This is a genomic window from Flavobacterium sp. NRK1, from assembly GCF_024054175.1.
Classification (GTDB): Bacteria; Bacteroidota; Bacteroidia; order Flavobacteriales; family Flavobacteriaceae; genus Flavobacterium.
In genome coordinates, this window is sequence record NZ_JAMXLA010000001.1 from 2,121,323 (window position 1) to 2,135,064 (window position 13,742).

10 protein-coding genes and 1 pseudogene are annotated in these 13,742 nt (G+C 34.1%); 4 read left to right on the forward strand and 7 right to left on the reverse strand.

Features of this window, described 5'->3' with window-relative positions; genetic code table 11:
* Positions 1 to 2 precede the first annotated feature (2 nt).
* From NHE85_RS09700 to NHE85_RS09725, 6 genes are all read right to left on the reverse strand, one after another.
* Positions 3 to 575, reverse strand: coding sequence for a DUF5683 domain-containing protein (locus tag NHE85_RS09700; RefSeq protein WP_252811825.1), 573 nt, complete (start codon positions 573 to 575; stop codon positions 3 to 5).
* The gene (locus tag NHE85_RS09705) at positions 575 to 1,474 is read right to left on the reverse strand and encodes a ParB/RepB/Spo0J family partition protein (protein WP_252811826.1); all 900 of its coding nucleotides are present in this window, start codon (positions 1,472 to 1,474) and stop codon (positions 575 to 577) included. The genes NHE85_RS09700 and NHE85_RS09705 overlap by 1 nt, the downstream gene beginning before the upstream one ends.
* Positions 1,475 to 1,478: 4 nt before the next feature.
* Positions 1,479 to 2,255, reverse strand: coding sequence for a ParA family protein (locus tag NHE85_RS09710; protein WP_252811827.1), 777 nt, complete (start codon positions 2,253 to 2,255; stop codon positions 1,479 to 1,481).
* A gap of 135 nt (positions 2,256 to 2,390) precedes the next feature.
* Entirely contained in the window at positions 2,391 to 3,698 is a 1,308-nt protein-coding gene (locus tag NHE85_RS09715) for a T9SS type A sorting domain-containing protein (protein ID WP_252811828.1), read from the reverse strand.
* Positions 3,699 to 3,976: 278 nt separating this feature from the next.
* The gene (locus NHE85_RS09720; protein WP_252811829.1) at positions 3,977 to 4,858 is read right to left on the reverse strand and encodes an SDR family oxidoreductase; all 882 of its coding nucleotides are present in this window, start codon (positions 4,856 to 4,858) and stop codon (positions 3,977 to 3,979) included.
* A gap of 84 nt (positions 4,859 to 4,942) precedes the next feature.
* Complete coding sequence (locus NHE85_RS09725; RefSeq protein ID WP_252811830.1) at positions 4,943 to 5,521, reverse strand: hypothetical protein; 579 nt, start codon at positions 5,519 to 5,521, stop codon at positions 4,943 to 4,945.
* 196 nt (positions 5,522 to 5,717) lie between these two features.
* On the opposite strand from NHE85_RS09725, the gene NHE85_RS09730 reads away from it, so the two are divergent.
* Positions 5,718 to 6,320, forward strand: a complete 603-nt coding sequence (locus tag NHE85_RS09730) for a response regulator transcription factor (protein WP_252811831.1) — start codon at positions 5,718 to 5,720, stop codon at positions 6,318 to 6,320.
* On the opposite strand, the gene NHE85_RS09735 is transcribed toward NHE85_RS09730, so the two are convergent.
* A complete protein-coding gene (locus NHE85_RS09735; RefSeq protein WP_252811832.1) occupies positions 6,317 to 9,343 on the reverse strand; it encodes a two-component regulator propeller domain-containing protein in 3,027 nt (1,008 codons plus the stop codon). The two genes, NHE85_RS09730 and NHE85_RS09735, sit on opposite strands and share 4 nt — an antisense overlap.
* A gap of 470 nt (positions 9,344 to 9,813) precedes the next feature.
* Between NHE85_RS09735 and NHE85_RS09740 the strand changes: the two genes are divergently transcribed.
* From NHE85_RS09740 to NHE85_RS09750, 3 genes and pseudogenes are all read left to right on the forward strand, one after another.
* Positions 9,814 to 10,989 carry an AraC family transcriptional regulator gene (locus NHE85_RS09740; protein ID WP_252811833.1) on the forward strand — a complete coding sequence of 392 codons (1,176 nt, stop codon included), beginning with the start codon at positions 9,814 to 9,816 and terminating at the stop codon, positions 10,987 to 10,989.
* A 189-nt stretch (positions 10,990 to 11,178) separates the two neighbouring features.
* On the forward strand, positions 11,179 to 11,433 hold the full coding sequence (locus tag NHE85_RS09745) for a hypothetical protein (protein WP_252811834.1): 255 nt from the start codon (positions 11,179 to 11,181) through the stop codon (positions 11,431 to 11,433).
* A 164-nt stretch (positions 11,434 to 11,597) separates the two neighbouring features.
* Positions 11,598 to 13,742 (forward strand): annotated as a pseudogene (locus NHE85_RS09750) (hypothetical protein); the annotation flags it as partial.

A 13,742-nucleotide genomic window follows, 5' to 3' on the forward strand; every position in this document is an offset into this window, starting at 1 on the left:
TTTTAAAATTGGTAGCTAAAATTTAGCCCCATATTATATTTGTTATCTATATTATTTTGTTGCAATTGCGGTCGTAATGAGAGATTTTCATTAACGTTAAACTGCATAAGGTGTGCGTTAACGTTTGCTTCCACAATTTGCAAAACATAAAATAAACCTGTAATAAGAGCAGAAAGATCACGGTTTTTTTGGTGAAATTTCTGAGCTCTAATCAGTCTGTCTTTGTCTAAGCCTTCAAGTTTTCCAGTAAGTTTTTTGCCTTCAAGCAAGTCTTTATAGGCATCTCTGTATTCGTGATATTTTTTGTTATTCCATGAATAGGAATAGATGCTTATACCCATTGCACCATAGACAATTGGTACTTTCCAGTATTTTTTATTGTAAATCTGCCCCATGCCCGGAAATATTGCCCCGTAAAAAGCAGCTTTGGCGGGTGCAAGCGGATTTGGCGGAGCATAACTGGTGGGGAGCTTAGTAGTATCTTTATCAATAATAAGTTCTCCTTCTTCCTGTGCTGCCGCATTTAAAGAAGTTAAAAGAAAAATTATTATGAATATGAATGACAGCTTCTTCACTAACCGTTTATAAGTTTTATGATCCTGTTGAAGTCTTCTTCAGAGTGAAAAGGGATAGTAATTTTACCTTTACCCTTAGCATCTACCTTTACATCTACTTTAGCTCCAAAAAAGTTGGTAAAAGCTTTCTTTTGCGTGTCTTCTACTTCAAAAGAAGTATTTTTTGAAGCTTTTTCAGAAGCCGGTTTAAGACTGTCCTGATAACTTTTTACCAAAGCTTCAGTTTCTCTTACCGATAAGTTTTTGCTTACTATTTTCTGATAAATATCTGCCTGGGCATCATGATCTTCTATATTAATTATAGCACGTCCATGCCCCATAGAAATAAAACCATCACGTATGCCGGTCTGGATTATAGGGTCAAGTTTCAGTAGTCTGAGGTAGTTAGCAATTGTAGAACGCTTTTTACCTACACGGTCGCTCATTTGTTCCTGTGTAAGCTGTATTTCATCTATAAGCCTTTGGTAAGAAAGTGCAATTTCAATAGGGTCAAGGTCATGGCGTTGTATATTTTCAACTAGTGCCATTACTAACGACTCATTGTCATTTGCTATACGTATGTATGCAGGAACGGTTTCCAGTCCTGCGAGTTTTGAAGCACGTAAACGTCGTTCACCTGATATAAGCTGGTATTTATTATAATCCAGCTTTCTAACGGTAATAGGTTGTATTACACCCAGTTCTTTGATAGAAGTACTAAGTTCTTTTAGGGCTTCTTCATTAAAGTTTGTTCTGGGCTGAAAAGGGTTTATTTCTATAGCATCCAGTTCAAGCTCAATAATATTACCTACAACTTTATCTGCATTTTTATCCTCAACCGATTTAATATCGTTTTCAGGATCTTTTAATAATGCCGATAAGCCCCTTCCCAGTGCTTGTTTTTTAATTGCTTTTGTCATAAACCTACTGTTGTACTACTGTATTTTTCTTTATAATCTCTTCTGCAAGGTGCAGATAATTTATAGCCCCCTTACTGGTTGCATCATAGTTTATAATGCTTTCTCCAAAGCTGGGTGCTTCACTAAGTTTTACGTTACGCTGAATAACGGTGTCAAATACCATATCATGGAAGTGTTTCTGCACTTCTTCTACTACCTGGTTAGACAGGCGTAAGCGTGAGTCATACATTGTCAACAATAGCCCTTCAATATCAAGTTGTGGGTTATGTATTTTTTGTACGCTTTTAATTGTATTCAAAAGTTTTCCAAGTCCTTCCAATGCAAAATATTCACACTGAATTGGAATAACTACCGAATCTGCAGCGGTAAGTGCATTAAGCGTTAAAAGGCCTAATGAAGGAGCGCAGTCAATCAAAATATAATCATATTTCTCTTTAACGCTTTCCAGAGCCTGCTTAAGCATATATTCTCTATTCTCTTTATCTACAAGTTCTATCTCAATAGCCACAAGGTCTATATGTGCAGGTATTACCCAGACATTGGGTGAATTGCACTCAATTGTTGCCTCTTCGGGTGTATTGCTGTGCTCCAGTATCTGGTAAGTACCAATCTCAACTGTTTCCACATCAATGCCCAGCCCAGAGCTTGCATTAGCCTGTGGGTCAGCATCAATCAATAATACCTTTTTTTCCAGTACACCCAGCGCAGCGGCAAGGTTTACCGAAGTCGTTGTTTTTCCTACGCCGCCTTTTTGGTTGGCTATGGCAATAATCTTACCCATTTATGTTTATAAATTTTGAACCGTAAAAATACAATTATTTATGGTTTATGAAAATGGAATTTGTTAACATTAGGGAAATAAAAAAGCCCCATGCAATAGCTTGGGGCTTTTAGTGGATACGGATTGGTTTGCTGCTTATTGGATTATCAGTTTTTTAGATTCAGAATAGTTGCCTGATTCTATTTTTACAATGTACATACCTGGAGATAAAGTATCAAGATTTACGTTTTGAGAACCTGAATTATTTAGTTCACCTGTAAATACTTTAGCACCTGTTAAAGTAAATATGTTTATTGTTCCTTTAGCCTCAAGATTGTGGTTTATTGTAATGTTTTTATTACTAGAAGGATTTGGATATATGCTAAAAGCAGACTTATTAAGATCATTTAATCCGGCAGTTACAGCTGTCCATTTTATATTGTCTATTCCTGCTGCGCCGTGAGCATTGTCTGTAACAAATTTAAAGGCAATGAATTTTTGAGTTTCAGAAGCATCTATAACAATGTTGCTTATAGAAATTGTTTCAGAAGTAGTTGTTATTATATCTCCAACCGGCTGAAAAGATTCAAAATCTGTAGCACTTGCCAGTGTACCTGCCTGTATAATTGTAACAGGGGCAGGGCTGCCTATTTTATATACATCAAACGATAACTCATGGTTTCCATCTATTGTAGATAATTCGGGGCTTACAAGATAACCCGCAGTGTTTATTGCATTTGCAGCATAAAAAGTAACGTTGTTATCTTCTTCTTCACCATCAACATAAACAAGTGGTGCACCTGTGCTTGCAGACCAGCAATTTTGATCTATTGTTGTTTGAGAAGTGGCAAAAGAATTGAAATTTTCGTCTAATGTTTCAACCGCTATACAAGTGTTTGCTACTTCACTCCATACAACATTGTCAAGAGCTGCTGCATTAAACATTGCATCGGCTATAAATTTAAACACAACATACTTTTGTACTGAAGAAGCTTCTATAACAATATTAGCGTGTGTTTCGCTTGTTTCAGTTACTGTGAAAGGAGCTGCAACAGATTCAAATGTATTTAGATCTGTTAAGTCACTAAGTGTTCCTACTTCTACAGTAATATTTCCTTCCGGAATATTTCCTCCCTGCCCAAGTTTGTAAGTATCAAAAGATAATTCATGATTTCCGTCAATTGTAGATAGCTCCGGGCTAATTATATAACCTGCAATATTTGCACCTGCCATATGTGTGTAGTATACAGCGTACTGGTTTGCCGGTTCACCATCTTCGGCTGTATAGATCCAGGGGCCTTGTGCGGCTGCACCACTGGCATTCCAGCAATTTTGTGGAAAAGCATTTTGTGTTGTTAAGGTAAATTCACTAAAATCTTCGTTTAACGAAGCTACTGCATCGCACTGCGCATAAGTAAGAGCGCCAGTAAATAAGGCAGCTACTATAAGTAGATTTTTTTTCATCTGATGTTTTATTTAGATTTATTAAAAATAACATTGTGCGGCAAATATAAAAATTTATTTATATCAAGTCTAAATAAAATTAAAAAATTAATGAAAGAAGAAGATTACTAAAAAAATAACGTATTATTGGGTATGCTTTATTTTTTTTCACTTGTTTTTTTTGCAATGCTTAGTGTTTTATAAGATTTCACTATTTTGACGGTAGTGATATAAAATAATTATTCCGTTTTTAGATGCAAAAAGCATTTAAAAACGGAATAATAGTAATTTAGAAAATATTATTTATTCTTTTTGGCTTTTATCATTTCTTCCAGCATATCCCACATTTCTTCGGGTATGGCTTCTAAAAGATTAAACTGTCCGGCACCTTTAAGCCACTCGCCACCATCAATTGTAATAACTTCGCCATTTACATAGGCAGAGAAGTCAGATACCAGATATGCTGCTATATTGGCAAGTTCCTGATGATCTCCTACACGTTTAAGAGGTACTTTTTTAGCAAGGTCAAATTTGTCTTTCAGGTCGCCCGGTAATAATCTGTCCCATGCACCTTTAGTAGGGAAGGGGCCGGGCGCTATGGCATTGCTTCGTATTCCGTATTTAGCCCATTCAACAGCAAGGCTTCTTGTCATAGCAAGTACGCCTGCTTTTGCTGTAGCACTCGGCACAACATAGGCAGAACCCGTCCATGCATAGGTAGTTACTATATTTAATATGGTAGATTTTTCCTGTTTTGTATCTATCCAGTGTTTACCAAAAGCCAGGGTGCAGTTTTTAGAACCTTTAAGTACAATATCTATAATTGTATCAAAAGCATTGGCAGAAAGTCGCTCTGTAGGCGATATAAAGTTACCTGCAGCATTATTAAGTAATACGTCCACTTTTCCATACGCAGAAAGAACTTCTTGTAGCATGTTTTCAACTTCTTCATAATGACGTACATCGCACTGAACGGCAAGACACTTACCCCCGGTTGCATCTTCAAGTTCTTTTGAAGTGGCTTTAAGCTTTTCAAGATCACGGGAAGTTATTGCTACTTTTGCCCCTAATTCCATGAAATATTTTGTCATTGATTTACCAAGGCCGCTGCCGCCACCGGTAATTACAATTACTTTATCCTGCAATGCATTATCACGAAGCATTTTATCGGTATAAGCCATAATTATATTAAATAAGTTTGTTTTAAAAACTAAATGTAAGCAAACTATCCTTACAAAAGCTGAATAATTGTAAATTATATGCAATTATTTATTGCATAAATCGTCAGTTTTTGTTACTGTTTTTACAGTTTCTATTGCCTTTATTAGCAGCTGTTTTGAGCTTTTTGCATCCTGTTCTGCAAATTGAGGGCAACCTAACCCGAAGATAGTATCGTTAATTATGATATTTACAAAATACTGAGCTATAACTTCTTTATTTTTGCGTTTTGGCAGAGTAAAATACCAAAGAAGAGCTTTTTTGCCAGTTGGTAAATCAATATATTCAGAATCTATATCACCTAAATCTGTAAATATGCTATGCAGGTATAAATCTTCTCCATTTACATATCTTGACAGCAATATTTGCTCAGAATTGTCACCATCAGCTTCGTTATAAATATTTTTATTTATTAAAATATATTGCAAAGCTTTATCATCAATATTAAGCACGTCTTCCTGCGGACTTAAATCTATGTCGCCGGTAAGTTTTACGGTGTAGTAACTATTGTTATCAGGTATTATCCAGAAAACAACTTTTTTATTGCACTTTATAATGCTTTGTGAAGCGGCTGGGATTGGAAATAACAAAGCCGCAATCATGAATAAAAGCAATATCGATTTCATAACCTATTCTTTAAGGCCGTTATTATACAAATTTAACAAATATATGTTGGTTCGTTATGTAATTGTATGTTAAGGTGTTATATATAGTTTTAAAGGCGATTATGTAGCAGGTTAACGATTGTAAAGGTATATTCATGGATATTTTTAAATAAGTAAGTATCTTTCTCCTACCCAAAATAACCAATGATTAATACATATGACAATTTTAATAGCCGATGACCATAGCGTTGTTAGACAAGGCGTGTCATTAATTCTAAGAGAATTTTTTGATGATATTGCTATTGAACATAGCGAAAGCTTTCCTGAAACATTAAGCATGCTTAAGATAAATTCTTATGATTTACTGCTTCTGGATATAAATTTACCCGGTGGTAATAATGTAACAATGATTAATGAGAGCAGGGTAGTGCAGCCCAATATGAAAATATTAATGTTTTCGGCTTATGATGAAGATCAGTATGCTTTACGTTTTCTTCAGGCAGGTGCCAATGGCTACCTTAATAAGTTAAGCTCGGAAGAAAAAATTATTGATGCTGTAAAAGTTGTGCTTGGCGGAGGTGTATATACTGATTTGGATCTTACAGTTTATTCGCAGGATAGTAACCCCCTGGATTCTCTATCTAATCGTGAGCTTGAAATTGCAGGTTTATTAGTTAAAGGAGAAGGTAACCTGGAAATTGCAAATAAGCTAAATATTGGAATGTCTACTGTAAGTACTTACAAAGGCAGAATATTTGAAAAACTTAATGTTACAAATGTAGTGTCGCTTGCAGAAAAATATAAAATGTATATAGCTTAATGGTTTTGCCTGAATGATAAAATAATTACTGTTCCACTATCTTTTTTTGAGTTGATATTCATGGTTCCTCCCATAACTGCGAGCAATTCTATGATCATGTGCAATCCTATACCTTTTTGTCTTTTGGAAGGCAGGCTGCCTTCAAGCAGATCCTGATAATATTTTAATTTGCCGGGTTCAATACCCCTGCCGGTGTCCTTAATACGTATTGCGACAGTTTTATTATTTATAACGGCTTTAAAAGAAATAGTGCCGTTGATGGTATTCTTTATAGCGTTATCAATAATATTATGGAGTATTATAGAGAGTAAATGACGATTTACTGTTATTACTATATTTTTGTCAATATTGTTTATTAAAGTTGTTTTGGCAGCAGAAGCAATGTTTTCAAAGAAGTCGCTTTTTTCCTGTATTAGTGAATATAAAGAATAGGGCTGTGATTCATTATTATTAAGATCAGTCTCTTTTGCATATTCCAGAAAATTATCTACAAAGTGATATAGTTGGGATGATGAGCTATAAATAGCTTTAATATCCTCTTTTACTATAGCTTCTGGTTTCTCAATATTTTTATACAAAAAGCGGCCTGTTATAGCTATAAATCTTAAAGGGCTTTTTATATCGTGAGTAATAGTTTTAATGAGGTTTTTATGGTTAGTAACCTGTTTGCTGAGATCATCTTTAGTTTTTCTTAAGGTAACTATAGTGTTTTGTAATTGCTGGGTTTTTAAAACCACCTGTTTTTCAAGCTGAATGTTTTTCTTTTTAATATACCTTATTCTTAGCCTGTAAATAAAATAGATAGCCAGTATAGTAAGAACAATCAATACTATACAAAACCATTCCGTTTGCCAAAAGGCAGGAGCTACGCAAAAATGAAAATCTTTATAAATATATTTAGAGCCAAAACCTAAAAGTTTTCGCGCTTTAAAAATATATTCTCCGGGCGGAAGAGTAGAAAAAGAAACATTATCTTCCGTCATTGCAACCCAGTCCTGAAAAACAGGCCCTTCAAGGCGTGTCTCAATATTCTGATTGTAGGTATTACCGTAAAAAGGGCTTGTTAAATAAAATTTTAAACGTTCAAAATTGCGGTTAAATTCGAGATTTTGAATGAGAGTACAGCTTTTATTATCTACATATACTTCATCAAGGTAAATGTCATTATAAGGCTGTCTTTTTTTTATCTCAGATGGATTATAATAAACTATACCATCCATTGAAGGCAAAAAGAGCGTTTGATTTTCAAGATAAACACCACAGGGGCTGCATCCGCCATTAAATTCGTTATTTATAAATCCGGCATCCTTATTATAGGTATGATAATATATGTTATTTATTTTATGGTCGGCATAATTAAAAAGATCCTGTTTTTTAGCAGCAAACAGGCCTTTATTAGTTGTAAGCCACATAAAACCTTCTTTGTCTTCCACTATACAATGTACACTAAGCAAATACTTATTTCTGTCTAAAGGGAATGACGTAATCTTGTTGTTTTTATACAGAAAGAATCCTTTATTATAAGTACTTATCCATGCTTCATTAGCATTGTGAACATAAATACTTCGTACATGCGCATTACTTAAATCACTAATTTTTTTACTTGTTTTTGATTTTACATCAATTTGATATAGTCCTGCCCATGAACCACTCCAGTATATATTTTTACTTATTGCTTTAAGACAGGAAGAGGCAAAGCTTAATTTGAATTCTAATTTGGCATTGGGTTTTAGAGAGTCCGTATTTATGCTATATAAAAAACCACCTTTTTTATCTTTGTCGTTAAATATACTTATATAGATAGTATGATCAGAGCCTTTTTCTATTGTAGAAATGGAATTTCTGAATCTCCATTCATAATGTTCTATAAATTTACTTTTCTTAGTAAATTTGTAGAGTTTTGATCCATTTTTTGTCCAGATATTCCCGTCATCATCTATAATGATATTGTATTTATCGGTATGATAACCTATATGCTGTATTACATTTGTTTCACCATTTTTATTAAATATTTCTCCTGTTGAAGTAAGAATACTATTTGATGAATATTTCGTAAGCGCATAATAAACATCATCAGTACCTGAATTGTGGTGGTAATCAGTTGAATTATGCTTAAAATCTTTTTTTTTCGCTATCAGAAGGCCTTTATTTGTGCTCCCAAGAAATAATACTTCATTTTTATCATCATAATAAACAGAAACAATATTGTTTTCTTCACAATCAAAGTTGTCAAACACCAGCTTAGAAGTGAATTTTCCATTATATGATTTTAAATAATATAATTTTTTTTCTGAAAATATAAATGTTTGCTTAGCGGGTATGTTAGAATATACTTTGGCTTGTTGACTCAATTTTATGTCAAATTTTGTGAATTTTTTATTTTCACTTGTACATAAAGTATAGTCATTGTTTGGTCCTAAAAGATATAGTTTACCGGCATTAACAAAAAACTGAGAAGAATCTTTATAAGTATATTCGAATTTTTCGGTGCACTTAAAAGAATTATTAAGCACCATTATACTGTCATTTCTAAGCACAAATGTCCTTTCGTCAGAAGTTAAGGCAAAAGGCTTACCCGGTCTTGTATATAACTGTGAATGATAAAGCAGATATGATTTATCAGATATGTTTTTTAGTGATTTTTGAGGATAATAAATTCCGTGAACTCTTTTTATGCCTCTTTTATGAATTAAAAAAGCTTCTTCTTTTTCATTAAAAATAATAATGCTGTCATTTTCTATAGAACCACTAAATAACATCATTCTGTTAGAGTTAATGTTATTAGTGTTTTCAGAATTATAAATTTTAAAATTCTTGCCATCATAGCGCACAATTCCATTTTCTGTAGCCAGCCACAAAAAGCCATATTTATCCTGTAAAATAGATTTTACGCTATTTTGAGGCAAATGATTACTGTCTGATGAATACCATGTGAAATAATATTCGCTTTGAGAATAGCTTTGGAGACATATGAATAACAAAAGCTGAAAGAGCTTTTTACAAATAGATTTAGAAAAAATCATTATAAATGGGGGATGTATGCCAAATATAACAAACAAATAACATTTGTAGAATTAATTCTACAAAAAGTTTTCTATTAAACCTATAGTAAATATTTTGCTTATCTATACCTTTGTAGTCCCTGAAAATAATATTAAAATTAATTTAAATTACTAAAAAGCTTAATGCTAAATATAATTAAGCCCCACAGGCTTAATGAGCAGTATATTTTTTTACTGCTTTTTTTCTATGTGGCTGATGTTGTTGTCTTTAATAACAATGTTAGTATGCTATGTGGTGGTATATACAGCCCTTATATTTATATTGTATTTAAAAATGCAGTAAGTATTTTATTGTCTTTTTTTTACGTATATGTTTATGTGTTAAGTTACTTTAATATTACGGCTACTAATAGATATTTTAGAATATCAGGTGATTTTGTTCCATTTTTAAACGGAACAGTAATTAATAACTATTTTAAAATAAAACATCCATGATAGAGTATATTTTATGCGGAACATTGGTGTTGTCTCTTGTAACGTTTTATATAGGATACAAAACCGGGACACAAAAACTGTTTGATAAAATAGCTGATATTTATTTTGTGTATGTGTTTCTTCATACACTATTTGTAATCTTTGGTATTTCTTTTTCATACGCCAATAAAGTTATTATTATAGCTAACCCTTTAATTTTAGGTTATGCTCCATTTTTCTATATTGGCTTAAAATCACTTACTACAGGAGAAGTTTTAAGAAAGCACATATATATTCATTTTACTCCGTTGTTTGTTTTTGCCTTATTATATATAATAGTAATAAGCAGCGGTTTGCACAGTAACTATTTTTCGATATTCTATATTACAGAATATAGTTTTTTAGCTGTTGCTTTTTTAGGTTACGCTATTTGGGCTATGATTGTCAGCCCGTTTTATAATAATGAAGATAATAATAAAGAAAAAGGACAGCTTATTAAAACAGGTGCTTTTTCTTTAGGTACAATAGGTGTATTATTTGCCATTACTGCAATTGCCGGTTTTGTATCAGGTAATACTATTAGAGATGATTTAACAGGTACAATTATTCATATAGGGATATTAATTTCAGTTGCGTTTGCTTTTGTATTTAGAATAGATAATGTGTTAGAATTCTTGAGGCATAAAACAGAAAAGGTTAAGGATATTAAAGTACATGAGGTAATTACAGAAGAAGAGCGTACAGATAGTAAACAAATCCAGGAAGAACATGAGAAGGATAAAAAAATAAATGAAACTCAGCCGGTACAGAAATATAATAAATCGGCCCTTTCTCCGGCGGTGCTGGATGATTATAAAAATAAACTGGAACATCTGATTAATAATGAAAAGGTTTATCTTGATAATGAACTTACATTAGAAGCGCTTGCAAAAAAGATGAGAATGCCGATGCATCATTTAACGCAGTTGTTTAATGTGTATCTGGGTGAGAATTTTAATCAATATATTAATAAGTTCAGAATTGAGTATGCCTGTGGGTTACTTGTGGAGAATGATGGGTCTTTGTCTATAGAACAGATTGCTTTTAATAGTGGTTTTAATTCTAAAGTTTCATTTAACAGGCATTTTAAAAATCTTACAGGTTATACACCTAAAGAGTACGCTTACAGGAAATCAGAAAATTCGGCAGAATGAAAATTAACAAAACTCTAATAGGTTTTTCTAACATTGTGCTGAAGTTTAATAGAACATTAAAATAATTAAGAGGCACTGAGTGTCTATGGTTTATGTATATTCAAATTATTGGGATGTTTTACTTCCCATTTATTTTTAACGTTTCATTAATATTTATAACACACCTTTGCACCATAATATTTAATTAAAATGAACAGTAAGCTGCCCCCAAAGTATACTATTCTATTTTTACCACTCTTTATTTCAAACACGAATAAAGGAGAAAATGTGCTATATAAAAGCGCTAAGCTTTATCCTGCCTCAATGGCAACTACGGATAAGGCTTATTTTGTTTCTACCCTTCCTTCAATTGTTACTGATATGCTATCTTTTTTCAGGATGGCTTTTTCAGGTTTAGAGTCTAACGAAATAGTATCCGGATATTGTAATTATATTCAGAACTAAGGGACTAAGGATAACTCCGGGGCATTTTTTTGTTTTTTTAGTTAAGTTGTATTGATGTGATAAGCATGTTGATATGATGATAACACTATATGTGTTTTAAAAAATGAATAAATAAAATTTTAGAATTAGCATTACCCCCAAATAATAATTAAATTTTAATGATGATGAAAAAACTATTACCTGCATTGTTAACACTTCTGGGAGCTTATACATTAAGCGCTCAGGTGGGTATAGGTACATCGAACCCAAATCCTTCTGCACAGTTAGAAATTGTGTCTGCCGATAAAGGTGTTTTGATACCACAGGTTCAGTTAACCAGCACTACTGATACAACTACTATAGCTACTGGTAACGTTCAGAGTTTGTTAGTTTATAACATTACTACAAATGCAAACATTAAACCTGGTTATTACTACTGGTATATAAATAAATGGTACAGACTTATTAACGATGCGGATTTGGCCGCTAATAGCGGATCAGGTTCGCCTATTGTTGATAATGGTGATGGAACTTATACCTATGTAAATCCTGATGGGTCTGCTACAGTTATAGATGTTCCTGCACATCAAACCCTTACTTCTCTGGTTTATGATCCTGTTGCTAAAACATTGACATATAGCGATGAAAATGGTGCAAATACTGTTATTGATCTTGTGAGTCTTGTTAAAGCATCCGAAACAGTTACTACACTTGTAGATAACGGAGATGGAACCATGACATATACTAATGAGGCCGGAGTTGCAACTACAGTAACTATAGCCGGAGGTGCTCCGGGCGTGGGAATTGCGAGTACAGTTAATAATGGTAATGGTACATTTACAATCACATATACAAATGGTACAACATTTACTACAGAAAATTTTACAGGTCCTCAGGGACCTGCCGGAGCAAACGGTACAAATGGTATCGACGGAGTAAATGGAGTTGACGGACAAAGTGCTTACGAAATATGGTTAGCTGCAGGTAATACTGGAACAGAAGCAGATTTCCTTGCATCGTTAGAAGGTGCTCAGGGACCTGCGGGAGCAGATGGTGCTGATGGAGTAAACGGAACAAATGGTATAGATGGAGTAAATGGAGTTGACGGAGAAAGTGCTTATGAAATATGGTTAGCTGCAGGTAATACCGGAACAGAAGCAGATTTCCTTACATCGCTGGAAGGCGCTCAGGGACCTGCGGGAGCAAATGGTATCGACGGAGTAAATGGAGTTGACGGTCAAAGTGCTTATGAACTATGGTTAGCTGCAGGTAATACCGGAACCGAAGCAGACTTCCTTGCATCGTTACAAGGTGCCCAGGGACCTGCCGGAGCAGATGGTGCTGATGGAGCAAACGGAACAAATGGTATCGATGGAGTAAATGGAGTTGACGGTCAAAGTGCTTACGAAATATGGTTAGCTGCAGGTAATACGGGAACAGAAGCAGACTTCCTTGCATCGCTTGAAGGTGCCCAGGGACCTGCCGGAACAAATGGTATTGATGGAGTTGACGGTCAAAGTGCTTACGAACTATGGTTAGCTGCGGGTAATACCGGAACCGAAGCAGATTTCCTTGCATCGCTGGAAGGTGCTCAGGGACCTGCGGGAGCAACAGGGCCACAGGGAGTTCAAGGAGTTCCTGGTGCTGATGGTTTGGGAATTGTTGATACTGTAAATAATGGTGACGGAACTCTAACTATAAATTATACAGACGGTACCAATACTGTTATTGATTTTACCGATTTAGAAACGGTAACTTCTTTTACAAATAATTTAGACGGGACTTACACCTATGTAAATGAGAAAGGTATTTCTACTACTATAAACACAAATGCTAATGCATTAAATTATAATGACACTACTACTGGTTTTGGTGTTACTACTGTTCAGGGTGCTATAGAGGCTTTAGCTTCAGGCACTGCTGATAAGCTGGATAATTTCAAACTTATTGATAATGGTAATGGTACTATCTCCTTAATTGGCGCTGATGGTGCAACACCGTTAAGCACTATTAGTAAATCTGATATTTCATATGATGTTGCTACTGGTAAATATACTTTTACTAATGGTGATGGAACTAATGTGGTGTTTGGAGGCGAAGATCTTACTCCTGCAGATAATTCAATCGAAATAACTGGTGGTACTGATGCATTGCTTGTTGCTTCAGCAATAAAAGTAAAAAACGGCGGAATTACAGAAGAAAAATTGGCCGATAACGCAGTAACTACAGCCAAACTTGATGCTGACGCAGTAACCAATGAAAAACTTGCGGATAATGCGGTTGAGACAGAAAATATCAAAGACGGTTCAGTAACAGCATCTAAGATCGAT